This is a genomic window from Pontibacter sp. MBLB2868 (assembly GCF_051904785.1).
In the GTDB taxonomy this organism is placed as follows: Bacteria; Bacteroidota; Bacteroidia; order Cytophagales; family Hymenobacteraceae; genus Pontibacter.
On record NZ_CP196710.1, the window covers coordinates 4,191,949 to 4,208,815 of the forward strand.

The window sequence follows — 16,867 nt, forward strand, 5'->3', positions numbered from 1 at the left end:
CAAATTCACTAAATTGGTGCTATGCATAAAGGGCGGTTAGAAGCGTTCAGTGACGGGGTGCTGGCCATCATCATCACAATTATGGTGATAGAGATAAAGGTGCCACACGGAAAAGACCTGAAGGTCTTGCAGCCACTCATACCGGTAATAGTGAGCTACGTCCTGAGTTTTATTTACCTGGCTATTTACTGGAATAACCACCACCACATGCTGTATACCGTGAAGCGTGTGACCGGCGATATTCTGTGGGCAAATATGCACCTGCTTTTCTGGCTTTCTCTGATTCCGTTTGTTACGGGCTGGATAGGGGAGAACCACTTTGCTCCTGTGCCCCTGGCGCTTTACGGCTTTGTGTTGTTAATGTGCGCCATTGCCTACATGGTCCTGCAAAAGCGCATTATCAAAAATCATGGTCCGAACTCTATACTCTCCAAAGCAATAGGGAGTGATATAAAAGGCAAGCTATCTCCTGCTCTTTATCTCATTGCTATTTTCTCTACCTACATCAGCTCTTGGATTGCCGGCGGCATATATGTTGCAGTAGCCTTAATGTGGCTGATTCCTGACAAGCGTATTGAGGTGATCGTGACCCATGATACAGCGAACAGCACCGAACTGGATCCTTTACAACAAAAGGCGCAAGGGCGTTTGCCAGGTTAAAGTTAAATGCCTCCCGCTTATTCTACTCGTCGCTAAGGCAATCCGAAGGGTTTAGTCTGGCAGCTTTTATCGCTTGCATGCCTACGGTTAAACAGGCAATGGCAAGCGCAAGCACGCCTGCTCCTGCAAAGTACCATAGTTTCAGCTCAATTCTGTAAGCGAAGTTGTTCAGCCAGTAGGTTACAATGAAGTAGCTTAAAGGTAGCGCAATAAGTATGGACGTCAGGACGAGTTTTGAAAAGTCAACGGAAAGCAGGTAGGTAATATTAAGTTCGCTGGCACCAAGTACCTTACGTATGCCGATCTCTTTCATCCTTCTTTCGGCAGTAAAAGTGGCCAGGCCAAACAGGCCGAGGCAGGAGATCAGAACAGCTAGTCCGGCGAAGTATTTGGAAAGAACCGCTACACGCTGCTCAGCCGCGTACATGCTCTCAAAGTCATCATTCAAAAACTTATAATCTAGCACATAGCCCGGGTTATAGGCACTGTAAAGCTCCTGGAGCTGCTCAATAACGCTTTTTTCTCTTCCGGCTTCAATCCTGGCCATTACTTTCATAGATTGGTTGGGCTCCAGCCTGAAGAACATAGGTTTTACCTGCTCATGCAGCGACTGAAAGTGAAAGTCCTTAACAACGCCGATTATCTTCTTGTCTTTGCCCCACAGGTTTACAGTTTTTCCAATTGGGTCTTGCATGCCCATAGCAGCAATGGCAGCCTCGTTAAAAATGATTTTTGAAGTGTCCGTAGAAAACTCTTCTGAAAATGCCCTGCCTTCTTTTATGCTGATGCCCAGCGTTTCAATCATATTGTAGTTAACAGCCACTGTCTGAAAGGCAACATCATCGTCAGGATTTTTACCGGGCCACTTTAAACCTATAGTAGAACCATAGTCGCGGATAATGCTGCCCCCGCTAGAGGCATTCGTAATACCCGGAATTTTCCTGACCTCTGAAAGAAACGGTTCCAGGTGCTGCTGCACTTTGCCTTCAGCCGCAAAATAGATAACGTTGTTTTTGTTATAGCCTAAATTTTTGGTCTGTACATACTCAATTTGCTTGTATACTACCAGTACCGACACGATCAGGACAACTGAAAGCGTAAACTGAAATATAACCAGGCCTTTCCGTGCCCACATTTCGCCGCCCAGCCCTTCCAGCTTTCCCCTTAACACCGCTGCTGGTTTAAAACCAGAAAGGTATAAAGCAGGGTAGCTGCCTGCCAGAACCCCTGTAAGCAAGGCAATGCCAAGTGCAGCTAAAACAAAGTATAAGTTGAACGAAACAACCAGTTGTTTACCTGTGATCTCGTTAAAAGGTGCTTTGGTTAACTCTACCAACATCAAGGCAACAACAAGCGAAGCTAAAGCCATCAACAACGACTCTCCCAGGTATTGCAGGGCCAGCGACGTACGGCTGGCTCCCATGGCCTTTTTTATACCCACTTCTTTTATTCGCCTGGATGCTTTTGCCGTGGAAAGGTTCATGAAGTTAATGCACGCTATCAGCAGGATAAACACGGCAATAATGGAGAACAGCCGGACATACTCTATCCGGCCACCTGCCTGTACGCCGTTCTCATAGGTGTCGTACAGATAGTTATCTGGATAAGGTCTGGTAAATAAAGTAACGTTTGAGTCAGGTAGTTTACTTTTAATGAACCCGGAGATCTTCTGGCTAAACTGGTCCGGATCGGCGCCATCCTGTATAACCAAATAGGTTTCAGCATTGTGGTTGTCCCAGTGAATACCGCTGCCCATCATATCTTTAAATTCTTCGAATGAGGTCAGGAAGTCGAATTGTCTGGAAGAGTTGCGGGGCACGTTTTTAAAAACACCCGTAACGATCACGGGCTCTTCAAAATTCAGGATCTGCCACTCTATCATTCGGCCTACCACATTTTGTGTTGTGCCAAACAGTTTCAAGGCCAGGTCTTCTGAGATCACGATGGCATTCTTATCTGCCAGCACCTGATCTTTATTGCCCTGGATCAGGGGATATGAAAAGACATTGAAAAAATCTTTGCTTACAAACTGGCCACTTGCGCTGATGTGTTTGTTGCTCTCGGAAACAATAAATTTGTCGGGGATGATGGAGGAACTGACGGCATATTTTACCTCGGGCACTTCTGCTGCCAAAGCCTCACCTAAAAGTCCGGGGCCTGCTTCGCTCGTAACAATGGCTTCGGCATTATGGTGGTTGGTCATCACCTGCAAAAGCCTGCTATCGTTTTCATGGAAGTTATCAACAGACAGCTCATCGTTCACCCACAAAAAAATAAGCAGCGCACAGGCCAACCCCGTTGATAAACCTATGAGGTTAATGAAGAAGGTGCTCTTAAACCGCTTAAAATTTCTATAAAGTAAAAGTAGACTGTGTCGGATCATAGTTTCTGATTTCAGCAGGCGTAAAGGAACAATACAATGGCTTTGTACAAGCCAACAAGTATGCCACACTAAAATATGGTTCTATAGCCCGTAAGGCCTGTTTGCTAATTAAATGCTGTTCGATAACAGACACCATAACGTACGATATCGCACAAACATGTTAGCCTGTAGCAGGATTTAAGATGCCTGAATATCAGCTCAAAAGTATTTTTGCCTATGCTAGGCCCTTACCTGCTCTTCTCTGAATTCTTTCATACGTTTAAAATAATCCCTGGCTGCACGCATCACCTTAGGCGATAGCAGCAAAGCCGAAACCATGGTCGGGATAGCCATCATGGCATACATGCCGTCTATCAAAGCGATTACAGCTGTGATAGAGGCTACGGCGCCAAAGATGATGGTAAGCACATAAAAGTAGTTGTAGTAGTGTTTATACTTTGCCCCGAATAAAAAACTGAAGCACTTAGTACCGTAGTAGGAGTAGGAGAACAGCGAAGTGAAGGCGAAGATCAGCACGCATACCACCAGCACATAGCTGCCAATGCCGGGCATAGAGGAGTTAAAGGCATGTGCTGTCATGCTTACGCCATTGCCATCAGAGGTCTGCCAGGCGTTGGTAAGGATGATGGCAAGGCCAGTGAGTGTACAAACTACCAGCGTATCAATAAAAGGACCTAACATGGCTACCAGCCCTTCCCGGATCGGCTCGTCGGTTCTGGCTGCTCCATGCATCATAGAGGCTGTGCCTATGCCCGCTTCGTTTGAGAAAGCGGCCCTGCGCGCCCCCGCAATAATTATAGCGCCAACAGCGCCGCCTAACACCGCATCTGCAGCAAAAGCATCTTCAAAAATTAAAGCAAAAGCTGCCGGAATGCTCATATAGTTACTGGCCATGATGTAAAATACTGCCAGCATATACAGCACCACCATGCCCGGCACCATTTTTCCGGCTACATGGCCAATACGCTTTATCCCTCCAAAAATTACCATAGAGGTAATGATAACCAAGGTAAGACCAATTCCGAGGTTCCAGTAGAACGGATGCGTTGTGGCAATGCCGTTTGGCACTAGCACCACCTCCCGGATAACCTGTGTCAGTTGGTTTGCCTGAAAGATGGGAAGCGTTCCAAACAGGCCAGCAATAGCAAAGAAGGCTGCCAATGGCTTCCACTTTTTACCTAGGCCTTCTGTTATCACATACATAGGGCCTCCTTCCAGGTGGCCAACACTGTCGCGGCCGCGGTACATCACAGACAGGCTACAGGTAAAGAACTTGGTTGCCATACCTACAAAAGCGCTCACCCACATCCAGAACAGCACTCCGGGGCCACCCAGGGCAATGGCTACGGCCACACCGCTGATGTTACCCATGCCTACTGTAGCGGCCAACGCACTCGACAAAGCCTCAAAGTGATTGATATCACCTGGGTCGTCCGGGTCGTCGTACTTGCCACGAAGCACATTAATGGCGTGCCCCAGGTAGCGGAAAGGAAGGAACCCGGAGTAGAACATAAAGTAGAACCCGCCACCCATCAGCAGGAGGAGCAGAGGCATGCCCCAGGCGGCATTGCTAAATGCAGTTAAAAAGTCTTCTAATGCTTTCAAAACGGTAATTTGAGCTTTCAGTAAAGTATAAAGATAGGCACAAATTGTAAATAAACGTATGGTAGGCTACGGTAAAAAGGCTGCTGCGTATCCTGTGTTACCTTATCGGAGGTTACATGAGTGCAAGCGGCTGCAGTACATCTGAAGAATTAAACCAATTGTATGTCTACTTATATACTTGTGCTCACGTTGGTGGGGTTGGCAGCACTTTCTATGGCCTGGGTGCCCTCCCTGCTGAAGCGGACCTTTATTTCGTACCCCATGGTATTTATGCTGCTGGGCATGCTGGTGTACCTGCTGCCTTACGAACTGCCCCAGCCTGACCCTATCTGGCAGGAGGATTATGTGGTACGCCTGACGGAACTGATCGTGATCATTTCGCTGATGGGATCAGGACTGAAACTGCGGCGGAAAGTGAGTCTGAAAAACTGGAAAATTCCGTTAAGGCTGGTAAGCATCACCATGTTGTTGTGCATTGCGGGCCTTGCGCTTTTAGGCTGGGGCGTATTAGGGCTTGCCCCGGCTGCGGCCATCCTTTTAGGAGCCGTGCTGGCGCCTACCGATCCGGTTTTGGCTGAGCAGGTACAGGTAGGGCCACCCAGTGAGAAAGAGGAAGATGAAGTGCGGTTTTCGCTAACGGCTGAAGCAGGGTTGAACGACGGCATGGCTTTCCCGTTTACCTGGCTGGCAGTAGTCATAGCGGTTGCTGCCGGTACCGAAGGCGGGTGGTTTGGCGATTGGCTGCTACGCGATCTGTTGTACCGTTTGGTAGCCGGAACTGTGATCGGTTTCGTGATAGGGCGGGTGCTGGCTTTCCTGATTTTTAAACTACCCAGGAAGACAAATTTTCCGAAAGCCCAGGACGGCTTTATGGCACTTTCAGCTACGCTGGTATCGTACGGACTTACGGAGCTGGCGCATGGCTATGGTTTTATTGCCGTATTTATCACAGCCATTACCATGAGCAGTTTTGAGCCGGAGCATGAATACCACACCGAAATGCACGACTTTGTGAACCAGGTGGAGCACATCCTGATGGTTATGCTCTTGCTGGTGTTTGGGGGCAGCCTGGTATATGGCCTGCTCAACTTCCTTACCTGGCAGGGGGCTATAATTGGCCTGGCCTTTCTGTTTATCATAAGGCCTTTGGCTGGTTTGATTGGTTTATGGGGTATCAGTCTGCCTTTTCATGAGAAAATAGCGATCAGTTTCTTCGGCATCCGTGGCATAGGGTCCTTCTTTTACCTCTCTTTTGCGCTGGATAAAATTGATTTTGTGGATGCGGATCAGTTATGGTCTGTCGTTGGTTTTATTGTGATGGTCTCTATTATCTTACATGGTTTTACAGCCTCAAAAGCCATGGGCTACCTGGATAGGCGGCGCAACAGGAGAAAAGCAGTTGCCCAAAAACCTGTTCTCTGAATCAGTTAAAATTTTATACTTTAAACGCATGCCAACACTACTCCACCAGATAGACATGCCGGAGGCCGAAGTATACTTTGCCTCTCATTTTTTCACACCAGCAGAAAGTGACCTGTATCTCAAAACTTTAGAGGAGGAGGTTAACTGGCAGCAGGAAAGTATAAAGCTATTCGGTAAGCTGCGCCCTATGCCCCGGCTAACGGCCTGGTACGGCGACAAGGGGTATACTTACTCCGGGTTGCATAATAAGCCGCAGCCATGGCTACCGGTATTGCAGGAGCTAAGGGAGCGGGTGGAAAAGGCCAGTGGGCAAACCTATAACAGTGTGCTGCTAAACCTCTACCGGACAGGGCAGGATAGCATGGGGTGGCACTCGGATGATGAAGCGGCGCTGGGGCCAGGTATAGCCAGTGTGAGCTTTGGGGGCACCCGGAAGTTCAGGTTCAGGCATAGAAGCCGGAAAGACCTGGAGCCGGTAAGTTTAGACCTGAGCCACGGCAGCCTTTTACTGATGCAAGGGCAAACGCAGCATCACTGGCTTCACCATGTCCCAATAACTAAGCGTAACGTACAACCTCGCATTAACCTAACTTTCCGAAATGTGATAACATAAAGGCTTGCCAATACGGTTCTGAAATCTTTACTTTACAAGTACCGGAGGTTTATTACGCACTGAAACTATGACCAAGAAAAAGAACGTCGCCATTATGGGGGCTGGCCTGGTGGGCTCGCTTCTGTCTTTGTACCTGGCCAAGCGGGGCCACAACGTGCACCTGTATGAGCGCAGGCCTGATCTGCGAAAGACAACCGTAGATGGAGGGCGTTCTATAAACCTGGCCCTGAGCGACCGTGGCTGGCGTGCCCTCCGCGGTATTGGCATAGAAGAGGAGGTGCGTAAAGTGGCCATACCTATGTACGGCCGCATGATGCACGATGAATATGGTAGCCTGACTTATCAGCCATATGGTAAGGAAGGGCAGGCGATCTATTCAGTATCCCGTGGTGGCCTGAACATAGCGCTGATGAACCTGTCTGAGCCAAACGAAGATATCACGTATCATTTTAACAGGCAGGCCTTAGATGTAAACCTCCGTACCAATGAGGTGCAGCTGCGGAATACAGAAACAAATGCAGTGGAAATAATAGAGCCTGATCTGCTGTTCGGTGCCGACGGGGCTTTCTCGGTGGTGCGTGGCGCCATGCAGAAAACGGAGCGCTTTAACTACGAGCAGAGTTACCTGGAGTATGGCTACAAGGAACTTACCATACCTGCTACGGCAGACGGAGGATGGGCGCTGGAGAAAAATGCGCTGCACATCTGGCCCCGGGGCAACTATATGATGATTGCCTTGCCGAACCTGGATGGCAGCTTTACCTGCACGTTGTTTTTCCCTTATGAAGGAGAGCGCTCCTTTAATGCCATTAAAAACGATACTGACCTGCTCAACTTCTTTCTGCAGGTGTTCCCGGATGCCGTGCCACTGATGCCGGACCTGGCCCAGGATTATTTTTCCAACCCGATCGGGTCATTGGTAACAGTTAAATGCTTTCCGTGGAGTTACGAAGGAAAATCTTTGTTGATTGGAGATGCCAGCCATGCCGTAGTGCCATTCTATGGCCAGGGAATGAACGCAGGTTTTGAAGATATCACGGTTCTGGACCAGATGCTGGATGGCTTTGATGGGGAAAACTGGGAGGCGCTGTTTAAAGCCTTTGAGCGCAGCCGTAAACCTAATGCCGATGCCATCGCGGACCTGGCAGTAATGAATTTTATAGAGATGCGCGATAAGGTGGCTGACCCGCGTTTCCTGCTCCGCAAAAAGATAGAAGCAAAGATCTCAGAGCAATACCCTGATAAATGGATTCCGCTTTATTCCATGGTTACCTTCTCCGACTTCCCTTATTCCTACGCCCTGGAAACAGGCAGGCAACAGGACAGGATCATGAAAAAAGTGATGAAGCATATTCAAAGCGTGGGAGATTACGAAAAGCCCGAAGTGCAAAAGCTACTGCAGAAACAACTGGTGCAGAAGGAAAAGCTGAAGAAGTACCAGCCACAAGAGGCCTAAGGTAGCGCTATCTGTCGAGCCAGGCTTTAAAGTCGTTTACTTTTTCGCGGCTAACAACTACCTCGCCGGCAGGCGTAGGATGATGCAGCTCCAGTTTCAGGCGACTGTTAGACCAGGCAACAATATCTTTTACAGCTTTTAGCTTAACCAGGTAGCCACGGTTCACCCGGAAGTAGCACTCCGGATCAACAAGGGATTCCACCTGTTCCATTGTATAGTCGATGGCGTAGCGCTTCCCGGCTGTGGTCTGCAGAAAAGTAGCTTTTTCGTAACTATAAAAACAGGCTGCTTCTTCCACCGGAATAGTATGCAGGTGTTCCCCAACTTTCACTACAAACCTGGTTTTATAGCTTTTGCCCCCGTTCAAAAGCTGTAATGTCTGCTCCAGTGCCCCAAGCTGTGGCGGAGCGGCATGGCTCCTTATCTTCCTGAACTTCTCCAGGGCAGCCTGCAACTCGTCTTCGTCAATAGGTTTTAACAGGTAATCGATACTGTTTACCTTAAAGGCCCGGATAGCATAGGAATCATACGCAGTGGTAAAAATGACTGGTACTTCTACGGGCACCTGGTCAAACACTTCAAAGCTTATGCCATCGGCCAGCTGTATATCCATAAAAATAAGGTCGAGCTGTGGCTTTAAATTTAGAAGCGCTACCGTTTTTCGTACAGAGGGCGTAGTAGCCACTATTTCTGCAGTGCACTCGATCCGCTTTAGCAGGCTGGCGAGCCTGTCAGCTGCAAGTTTCTCATCTTCTACGATCAGTATCCTCATCAGCCTTTTAAGTATAAAAGAGGCAGTTTAACCGTAAAATCACTCTCAGAGCGTTCTATCAGCACTTTTTTATCTGTCAGGTAGCTATATCGGGCCTGCAAATTAGTGAGGCCGGTGCCCGTGGATGCTTCGCGAACTTTACGCTCCATCAGGTTATTGCTGATAACTATAAAGCCATCTTTCAGATATAGCCGCACCTGAAGTGGCTGCTCTTCCATGGCAATGTTGTGCTTAATGGCATTTTCCAGCAGCATCTGCAAGGCTAAAGGCACCACCATCAGCTCTGTACTCTCCGGAAGGTCATTCTGTATACAAAGCGCATCCCCGTGCCGTATTTTCTGAAGGTAGATGTAGGAGTTCAGGAAAGCCAGCTCCTCTGTTAAAGGCACTACTTCTTTCTGCCGGCTATCCAGCACATAGCGGTATACTTCTGATAACTTCCGGATAAACTTAACTGCTGCTCGCTGGTCCGTTTCTACCAGGCTGGTTAAAGCGTTCAGGCTATTGAACAGGAAATGCGGGTTCACCTGTGCCCGCAAAACTTCATACTCGGCCCGAAGGTGCTCGCGCTTGAGCTTCTCTTCATTAACGGCCAGTTCGCGCCAGCTATGGAAAAAAGAGAGGCTATACATAACGAAGGTGATCAGGGTAGTGATGCCCACCTGGAAAAGCATCATGTTGTGGAACCTTGGGCTGGTGATAATGTCAAAACCGTTGCCGCGGATATAAATATAAAAAATGATGTTCAGCAACAGGAATACACACGTGGAGTAAAGGAGCATGGCCAGTACCGAAAGTATAAATCGCTTGCCAGGCTCCTTTATCCAGCTGACATACTTGCTAAGCCCTCCGGCGATATACCCGTTGCCCAACCAGATAGGCAGAATAAGAAAAAAGTTATACGTTACGTTTGTGATAAAATTTTGCCAGCCAAAAGAGTGGTTGAAAGTAAAGAAGAGCTGTATGGCTATGGCCAGGGCAACCATAGCGAGAAGCTGCTTATAAAGAGTGTTATGTTTGATAACCGATGTTTGCATTACTCCAGAAATATAGCAGATTGTGATTTAAGTTTCTAGTGGCTGGGGTAGTTAATTGTCAGTTACATCTGGCTAACATAGATTCATTCTGGCTTTTTCCCCAGGCCGGAGTGAGTGTTGGCGCTTGCTTTTGCAGGTCAAACTTAGCTTTAGCCTGTTCAAACTGTGGCTTGGCAGCCTCAGGTCCACCTCCAAACATAGAAGGAGTATAGTATAAGTTTGTCCCCATCAGGTAGTAAGCCCGCGGATTATCCGGGTTAAGGTTTTTTGCTTTTTCAAGAGCCTCAGTAGCCAATCCGCTATACTTCATGCCGCGCACCATTGGCGATATCTGAATGCGGGTCATGTGCAGCAACCCCTGCAGGGCATGCAATTCCGATTCTTTTGGCTGCAAATGTAGTGCCTTGTTCAGTTGTTCCTGCGCCTTGTCAAGGTAAAGGTCCTTTTTATCAGACTCCCGCTCCGGCTTACACATGTTAATAAAGCTCAGGGTGGCATAGTATAAAGGGAGCCATTGCCCTTGTTCTGCGCTGGCAATGCGCTCAAATATATTGGCTGTCTGCTGGTATTCTTTCACCGTTTTTGCATTGCCTAAGGCCTGTATGTTTTTAGCCATAGCCGATTCATAGTTCCCCTGCTGGGCCAAAGAATTAAATGCTACAAGTATAGCAGCAACGAAGAAAATGACTGTCTTTTTCATGTTATATGTGTTTATGGTTTTCCTTAATATTTGATCAAAATGTATGAACTGATACTATTTTAATGATGAATGCTCTTTCCGCCGAAGTTGATGAACACCCCCATAAAGAGAAATCGTTTGGCAGGAGGCCCGACTTTCTGGCTGCTGAAATTCCCCGTTTCGTCTGGCGTGGAGGCGTAGCGATAGCCAAATACCTGATCGCTCCCCAGCAAGTTGGTAGCTGACACATACACCACTGTAAAGTTGCCCCGGATGTTGGTGAGGTAGCTGGCATTCAGACTTAAGTCGTGGTACTTTGGCGTCGTTTCCTGGTTAAAGCCTGCCTTGTTTGGGTTGTAGTAGGGGCGGCCGCTGGCAAAAGAGTAGGTGGCACCGAACTGTGTTTGTAGCTTGGGCACAAAATGTTTGTAAACTACTGCCACGTTATGCTTTGATGCAAAGGCAGGCACTGCCTGTTGCGGGTAATCGCGGTAGTTACGGCGTGTGTCCAGCAGCGAATACGAAACCCAGTAGTCACCGTTTTTAATACTTTTCCTGTCGCGCCAGAAGATGTCTATGCCCTGGGCATAGCCCTTGCCATTGTTATTATAGCTGCCAGGCAGGTAAGGGTATGCAGGATCATACTTCACGAGCTGATCATACTTCTTAAAGTAGCCTTCGACCCGTAAGGTGCGGTCATCTTTCTGGCGCTGGTAATTTAGGATGTAGTGCGTAGCGGTTTCGTTTTGTAACTGGTCGGTTACCTTCAGAAAAGCGGCTTCCGGCAATTGGTAAAACCGGCCAAAAGCGGCGGATACCTGGCCGTAAGCATCAGTTTTGTAAGCCAGCGACAGGCGGGGTGCCAGGTTTGCCTTGTTGATTAATGCAGTATACTCTGCCCTTGCTCCTGCACGAGCCACCAGGTTATTACTCAAATGCCAGTCGGCTTCGGTAAAAGCGGCAGTCATAAGTTCGTTAAAGCCGGCATTTATACTTGTTGCGCCTGCGTGTTCCTGGTATTGCTGCTCGTAGCGGCGCAAGGTCAGTTCTGTGCCATACTTTATCCAAAGAGGTTCTGCTACCTGATGTTCCAGCGTTGCCTTTGCCTGCAGCGTGTTATCCTGCTCTGCAATCTGCTGCTCATCTACCTGAATGTTATCTGTGTTTCGCATAAAACTTAACCCGGTACGGAGGGCAGTCTTAGCTGAAAGCAGATCCTGGAAAGTGATGTTGCTGAAATAGTTGCCGTTCCGGAGTTTTACATCCTGTTTTACACCATCGGGGGTAGGCTGCGACAATGCCAGTGTTGATCCTGTGAAGCTGCTGTATGCTTTTAGCATGCCTGTATCGGAGGTCTTATGCCGGAAGATCAAAGAGCCGCCCTTACTTTTGGGGGCCTGTGTCCAGGTTATATTCTGGTCGATCAATTTAGTATAAGGGGCCAGGTTACTGTAGTCGGCGGTCATGGATAAGGAGGTATTGGCCCAGCGTTGTGTGTGAGAGGCGCCAAGCCCGACAGACATGATGGAAACACCTGTTTCTGTGTTTTCGGGTAAGCCATTGCTTCGTAGAAGCAGCGCTGACGATAAAGCCTGGCCATACTCGGCTGAGTAGCCGCCAGAACTGAAAGTAATGCCGCTGAACATAAAAGGAGAGAAGCGGCCTCGTGCCGGCAGATCGGGTACGGAAGAATTATAAGGTTTTTGCACCAGTAGCCCGTCGATAAAGGTTTTGGTCTCATAACTGTCGCCGCCCCTTACAAAAAGTTTGCCTTCCTCGCCTACGCGCTGTGCTCCCGGCAGTGTGTTAATGGCAGCAAATATATCGGCAGTGGCACCGGCAGTTGTGGCAATATCCAGGGAGCTGAGCACAGTACTGCGCTTTTCATCTCCGGCCTCAAAGGCACCTGCCGTAATAGTCACACTTTTTAGCTCACTCAGTTTTTCCTGTAGCCTGAAGGTTACTGCTGATGCGTCTGTCTTGAGGTCAAGTAACAGCTCTTGTTGTTCGTATCCTAAAAAGCTGGCGACTACGGTTTGTGTGCCCGTGGCAGCGGTTGTAAAGCTAAAAGTGCCTTCAGTGCCGGAGGAGGTGCCGTCGTAACTGCCCTTAACGAACACGTTTGCCCCTATTATCGGCTCGCCCCGCGTATCAAGCACTTTGCCTGTAATGGTATGTTGGTTTTGTGCCAGCACCAGCAGTGGTGCCAACCAGAGTAATGTCAGAATGCCTGTAAATGTACCTTTCATAGTCGTTGTCGTTAACATCTGACTCAAAGGTGCAAAAGCATTTAACAGATCAGAATTTAAACCTGATGAACTGTAGGATAGGGTGGATGAATTGTAAAGTAGCAGGGAGCGCATAAAAAAAGGGCGATACACGTATCGCCCTTTTTTGTATTGCCTTAAGCAGTCTCTATCTTACGACTGAGAGCTTTGTTACCTCTTTGGAAGTACCTGATTGTACAGAAACAAAGTAAATGCCACGGGTCATCTTATCCAGTTTAAGCGAATAATCGAAAGTGCCTTTTGCATCAGTCCATAACTCGCTGTGTACTACACGGCCGCTCATGTCGGTTACCTGAAGTGCTACAGCAGAAGCATTGTCTGCTACTGTGATCGCGATGGTAGCTTCGGAGTTGGCCGGGTTCGGATAAACAACCAGCGTGTTAGAAGCTGATTTAGCAGTTTCGAAGGCTGCAGTTGCCGCCGCTGTAGTAGAGGCATCGGCAAAGATGCCAGACCTTGAACCTGTAAAGGTAGCGCGTGGGCCACCTGCTGTAAACACGGCTCTCATTCTTTCTTTCTGGCCATAAGTAAACATGTACATGCAGGCATCATACGTGTAATCCATGTAATTCATGAACATGTCGCTTGTGTTGTTGCAGGTAGGCTTAGGGAAAGAAGGGCAACCACCATTAGATGTTTGCTGCGTAGGAGTATCGTCTACGTAGTCGTTACCGCAACGTCTGTCTCCCCAAATGTGGCGCAGGTTCATCCAGTGGCCAATTTCGTGAGTGGCTGTGCGACCTAAATTATAGTTGCCGGCAGTGCCGCCAGGCAGGGAGCTGTATAAGCAAACCACACCATCGGTAGCAGCGCTACCTCCCGGAAACTGCGCATAACCAAGTAAGCCGCCACCTAAATTACAAACCCAGAAGTTCAGGTATTTGCTGGCGTCCCAGGCATCGCGGCCACCCTGGCTAGTATATTTTACGGCATCATTAGAAGAGAAAGACGCAACAGATGTGGCTGTTCTGGTAATTCCTCCTAATGTAAATTCAATCTCGGTATCTGCATCCAAGCTCCCGAACATGGAAGGCAGCTTGCTGATATCCGCATTCTGCTTTCTGAAATCCTCATTCAGTACCCTGAGTTGCTCATTTATCATGGCATCAGATACGTTTTGGTCAGCAGTGTTGTACACCACATGGAACACTACCGGTATCCTAACTATGATTCCGGTTGGTGCAGGCTCTGGCGACGGTGTTGTAGGGTCGGTTGGCTGTGTGGGTTTTCCTTTGGCAGCATTTGCCACAACTTTTTGAGTATGACGCTCAATGGCTTCCATTCTTCTTTCCAGACCCGGATTTTCCTTCATCTGTCTTTCCAGTACATCCATGGTAGCGCAGCTTTTAGCAGGCTTTCCCTGCTGTGCAAAAGCCATGGTGTTTGCCATTGCAATTATTGCAATCAGGCACAGTAAAATTCTTTTCATATTAAAATGTTTAAGGTGAGTATGACTATTGTTAAATAGCGTTAATGAAGTAATATACAATAAGTAGCTGATTTTTATAATAAATTAAACTTTTAATTAAATAAAATATTTTGGAATGCAATTAGGTATAGCTTACCTGCAGTACTGGTAAAAGCATGCCCTTGCCAGATGGCATAACTATTTTCTTGAAAAGTGGTATAGCAAAATGGAGCTTAGCGCTCCCTTCAACGAATCTTATCATTACATAATTACAAGCCCGAATTTTATGAAAATAGCCTATAAACTAAAAGGAACAGCCATAACTGCGCTGATACTGATCGCTTTGGCACTTGGTACAACAGCCACAGCACAACAAACTTCGCAGCCGGCACAACAACAGCAAGCACCGCAGAACTTTACTGATAAGGAGCTAAAGCAGTTTGCCGATGCCAGTAACCGCTTAATGGAAATACAGCGTAAAGGCGAGGAGAAAATGCTGAAGATACTGGAGGAAGAAAAACTGAGTGTAGACAAGTTTAACGAAATGGCTCAGGCGCATCAGCAGGAAAAACTGGATGAGGTAGTAGCCACCGAACAGGAAAAAACAGCTTTTAACAAAGCGGCAGAACGCATGATGGCAATGCAACCTGCCCTGCAAAAGGAAGTGGAAGCTGCTATTCAGAAAGAAGGGATGCAACTGGACAGGTATGAGCAGATAATGGTAGCTTACCGCCAGGACCCTGTGTTACAGGAAAAGCTGAACAAGATGATGGCTCAGCAGTAGGCACCTATTGTAACACATAAAAGTAAAAGGCCCCGCTACATCAGGTAGCGGGGCCTTTTACTTTTATGTGTTACTGAGGCTTTTCCTCTTGCGGAGGCTGCTGCCCATGAGCGAACTCCACAATTTTGAATGTTTTGGACCGTCGGTCGTAGTAACCGTAGTGCAGCTTGTTGCCATAACGGTAAACGGTTTTCAGTTCCGGCTCCGGCTTCAGTTCCTGCTCATAACTCTCCACTTTGTCCTGCAATGCCAGCTGCTCTTTATCAGTACCACTGTTTACCTTTGTCAGGTTATCAGCATCCAGCACTGCCCTGAAGTATGTGCTAATGCCAGGGCCTGCCGGTTGTGTGCTTCCCTGGTTGTAAGGGTCGTAAAAATAGCGGCTGTAATACGGTGAGTTCAGGTAATAGCTCGGAATATTATAAGCCGGTACCCAACGCCCTGGTATCATCATCAGGCCTCTGGAGGTCTGCACATAACGATCTGGTGTGCGCACCAGGCGGTTCCTGTCCTGGTCAAAGCTTCTGCGCTCTTCCGGCGCACTGTAAGAGCCTATGGTAAGCTGCAGGGTGCTATCGGCAAAAGTATCCACTGTAATGGCCGGCACACCGCTTGCCAGGTTCTTCATCACTTTAGAGGTTTTCTCTATCACGGTATTATCCGGAGAGAACAACGCTCTTGCACCGCGCTGGTAAACTGGCGAAGATTTGATGGCAATTTCTTCGTCACCGCTGTACTTATACTCCTTTATTGGCTTCAGAGTAGCGAAATCATAGGCTGTCAGTTTAAACTGATCTTTCTCCAGGTTTACTCTGAATAAAGTATTGTTATACAGGAAGGAGTTGAAGCTTGGCGCATTATGTTGATCGATAGCAGGAAGCGTACGGTACTGGGTCTGGCCTGAATTCCAGTCCAGCGTCAGGATCTCGGTAGTCGTCTCATCACTGTCTTTACCTTTCAGGTAAAAGCCATCAAATATCATATGGATCTTGTCGCCGCGCGAGTAGATCTTGCTGCGATGATAGCCTGTAAAAACATTATGCTGCATATCCGGATGCACATAGATCATATCAGACTCACGAGCATAACGTTCGCGTGTCCGTGGCATCTGATCCGAAGTGAATACTTTGTGCTCCAGGTGCGCCACATTCTCATCGGAGTCGCGGTACAGGTGCATGTTACCGTCTTTATCGGTGTAGAGCATATAGAAGTGTTCTTTGTCACCAAAGCCACCTACAAAGTTCATGTTTCGCTCCACGTCTATCTGCACATCCTGTATACTTCGGAAAGCACCTGTTCTGCGGTTAATGGCAAAAGGACGCAGGTACTCGCGGCGGCCATTCACGTAGCGGCTGTAAAACACAAATTCGTCATCGGTCACACGGGTGCCGAGCAACTGTGGTTCATCGCTAAAACGGTAAGGGATCTGGTGTCGGGCAATTTGCTTTCCATCCGGAGAGAGCATGGCAAAGTTCAGTTCTCCTTTCTGATAGAAATAAATCACCACGTTGCCATCATCATCAGCGAGCGTGACTAAGTCCTCGGCGCGGTTCATGGGCAACTCTATATGGGCAAACTCCTGCTGGGCATTTGCAGCAAACGCCGATAAGCCAACCAGGAGCATACTTAAGATTAATTTACGCATAGTATTAAGAGGTTGAGAATTATACTTTTAAGATGCAAAAATTTGGCCAAAGTATAGAAAAACCCTGTAAAATGTATGAAGAAATTAGTTATGCAAATATTAGCAATCAACTTAT

13 protein-coding genes are annotated in these 16,867 nt (G+C 47.8%); 5 read left to right on the forward strand and 8 right to left on the reverse strand.

Annotated features, from left to right (window positions below; genetic code table 11):
* The first annotated feature begins 21 nt into the window (after positions 1-21).
* Positions 22-660, forward strand: coding sequence for a TMEM175 family protein (locus ACSX1A_RS17905; RefSeq protein WP_439881008.1), 639 nt, complete (start codon positions 22-24; stop codon positions 658-660).
* Between the two features lie 22 nt (positions 661-682).
* Here ACSX1A_RS17905 and ACSX1A_RS17910 read toward each other — a convergent pair whose 3' ends face one another.
* On the reverse strand, positions 683-3,043 hold the full coding sequence (locus ACSX1A_RS17910; RefSeq protein WP_439881009.1) for an ABC transporter permease: 2,361 nt from the start codon (positions 3,041-3,043) through the stop codon (positions 683-685).
* 219 nt (positions 3,044-3,262) lie between these two features.
* Positions 3,263-4,648, reverse strand: coding sequence for an alanine/glycine:cation symporter family protein (locus ACSX1A_RS17915; protein ID WP_439881010.1), 1,386 nt, complete (start codon positions 4,646-4,648; stop codon positions 3,263-3,265).
* Between the two features lie 162 nt (positions 4,649-4,810).
* On the opposite strand from ACSX1A_RS17915, the gene ACSX1A_RS17920 reads away from it, so the two are divergent.
* The 3 genes from ACSX1A_RS17920 to ACSX1A_RS17930 all read left to right on the forward strand — a co-directional run bounded on the left by ACSX1A_RS17920 (position 4,811) and on the right by ACSX1A_RS17930 (position 8,139).
* Complete coding sequence (locus ACSX1A_RS17920; RefSeq protein WP_439881011.1) at positions 4,811-6,070, forward strand: cation:proton antiporter; 1,260 nt, start codon at positions 4,811-4,813, stop codon at positions 6,068-6,070.
* Between the two features lie 28 nt (positions 6,071-6,098).
* Positions 6,099-6,683: an alpha-ketoglutarate-dependent dioxygenase AlkB family protein gene (locus ACSX1A_RS17925; RefSeq protein ID WP_439881012.1), complete on the forward strand. Its 585-nt coding sequence runs from the start codon at positions 6,099-6,101 to the stop codon at positions 6,681-6,683.
* Positions 6,684-6,750: 67 nt separating this feature from the next.
* The gene (locus tag ACSX1A_RS17930) at positions 6,751-8,139 is read left to right on the forward strand and encodes an FAD-dependent oxidoreductase (RefSeq protein ID WP_439881013.1); all 1,389 of its coding nucleotides are present in this window, start codon (positions 6,751-6,753) and stop codon (positions 8,137-8,139) included.
* 7 nt (positions 8,140-8,146) lie between these two features.
* Here ACSX1A_RS17930 and ACSX1A_RS17935 read toward each other — a convergent pair whose 3' ends face one another.
* The 5 genes from ACSX1A_RS17935 to ACSX1A_RS17955 all read right to left on the reverse strand — a co-directional run bounded on the left by ACSX1A_RS17935 (position 8,147) and on the right by ACSX1A_RS17955 (position 14,344).
* Complete coding sequence (locus tag ACSX1A_RS17935; RefSeq protein WP_439881014.1) at positions 8,147-8,911, reverse strand: LytR/AlgR family response regulator transcription factor; 765 nt, start codon at positions 8,909-8,911, stop codon at positions 8,147-8,149.
* Positions 8,911-9,897 (reverse strand): sensor histidine kinase, encoded by a 987-nt coding sequence (locus tag ACSX1A_RS17940; protein WP_439881015.1) that lies wholly within the window; start codon positions 9,895-9,897, stop codon positions 8,911-8,913. The genes ACSX1A_RS17935 and ACSX1A_RS17940 overlap by 1 nt, the downstream gene beginning before the upstream one ends.
* A 109-nt stretch (positions 9,898-10,006) precedes the next feature.
* Positions 10,007-10,648 carry a hypothetical protein gene (locus tag ACSX1A_RS17945; RefSeq protein ID WP_439881016.1) on the reverse strand — a complete coding sequence of 214 codons (642 nt, stop codon included), beginning with the start codon at positions 10,646-10,648 and terminating at the stop codon, positions 10,007-10,009.
* Positions 10,649-10,707: 59 nt separating this feature from the next.
* Entirely contained in the window at positions 10,708-12,876 is a 2,169-nt protein-coding gene (locus ACSX1A_RS17950; protein ID WP_439881017.1) for a TonB-dependent receptor, read from the reverse strand.
* A 166-nt stretch (positions 12,877-13,042) separates the two neighbouring features.
* Positions 13,043-14,344 (reverse strand): M43 family zinc metalloprotease, encoded by a 1,302-nt coding sequence (locus ACSX1A_RS17955; RefSeq protein ID WP_439881018.1) that lies wholly within the window; start codon positions 14,342-14,344, stop codon positions 13,043-13,045.
* Between the two features lie 265 nt (positions 14,345-14,609).
* Here ACSX1A_RS17955 and ACSX1A_RS17960 point away from each other — a divergent pair, with 265 nt between their 5' ends.
* Complete coding sequence (locus ACSX1A_RS17960; protein WP_439881019.1) at positions 14,610-15,107, forward strand: DUF4168 domain-containing protein; 498 nt, start codon at positions 14,610-14,612, stop codon at positions 15,105-15,107.
* Positions 15,108-15,177: 70 nt separating this feature from the next.
* Here the strand turns inward: ACSX1A_RS17960 and ACSX1A_RS17965 are convergent, their stop codons facing one another.
* Positions 15,178-16,752 (reverse strand): hypothetical protein, encoded by a 1,575-nt coding sequence (locus tag ACSX1A_RS17965; RefSeq protein ID WP_439881020.1) that lies wholly within the window; start codon positions 16,750-16,752, stop codon positions 15,178-15,180.
* Positions 16,753-16,867 lie beyond the last annotated feature (115 nt).

Excerpts from the sequence above, each read along its gene's own strand:
- ACSX1A_RS17960 (WP_439881019.1), top strand. The coding sequence starts at position 14,610 with ATGAAAATAGCCTATAAACTAAAAGGAACAGCCATAACTGCGCTGATA.
- ACSX1A_RS17950 (WP_439881017.1), bottom strand. The coding sequence starts at position 12,876 with ATGAAAGGTACATTTACAGGCATTCTGACATTACTCTGGTTGGCACCA.
- ACSX1A_RS17965 (WP_439881020.1), bottom strand. The coding sequence starts at position 16,752 with ATGCGTAAATTAATCTTAAGTATGCTCCTGGTTGGCTTATCGGCGTTT.
- ACSX1A_RS17955 (WP_439881018.1), bottom strand. The coding sequence starts at position 14,344 with ATGAAAAGAATTTTACTGTGCCTGATTGCAATAATTGCAATGGCAAAC.
- ACSX1A_RS17905 (WP_439881008.1), top strand. The coding sequence starts at position 22 with ATGCATAAAGGGCGGTTAGAAGCGTTCAGTGACGGGGTGCTGGCCATC.
- ACSX1A_RS17940 (WP_439881015.1), bottom strand. The coding sequence starts at position 9,897 with ATGGTTGCCCTGGCCATAGCCATACAGCTCTTCTTTACTTTCAACCAC.
- ACSX1A_RS17945 (WP_439881016.1), bottom strand. The coding sequence starts at position 10,648 with ATGAAAAAGACAGTCATTTTCTTCGTTGCTGCTATACTTGTAGCATTT.
- ACSX1A_RS17935 (WP_439881014.1), bottom strand. The coding sequence starts at position 8,911 with ATGAGGATACTGATCGTAGAAGATGAGAAACTTGCAGCTGACAGGCTC.
- ACSX1A_RS17910 (WP_439881009.1), bottom strand. The coding sequence starts at position 3,043 with ATGATCCGACACAGTCTACTTTTACTTTATAGAAATTTTAAGCGGTTT.
- ACSX1A_RS17925 (WP_439881012.1), top strand. The coding sequence starts at position 6,099 with ATGCCAACACTACTCCACCAGATAGACATGCCGGAGGCCGAAGTATAC.
- ACSX1A_RS17920 (WP_439881011.1), top strand. The coding sequence starts at position 4,811 with ATGTCTACTTATATACTTGTGCTCACGTTGGTGGGGTTGGCAGCACTT.
- ACSX1A_RS17930 (WP_439881013.1), top strand. The coding sequence starts at position 6,751 with ATGACCAAGAAAAAGAACGTCGCCATTATGGGGGCTGGCCTGGTGGGC.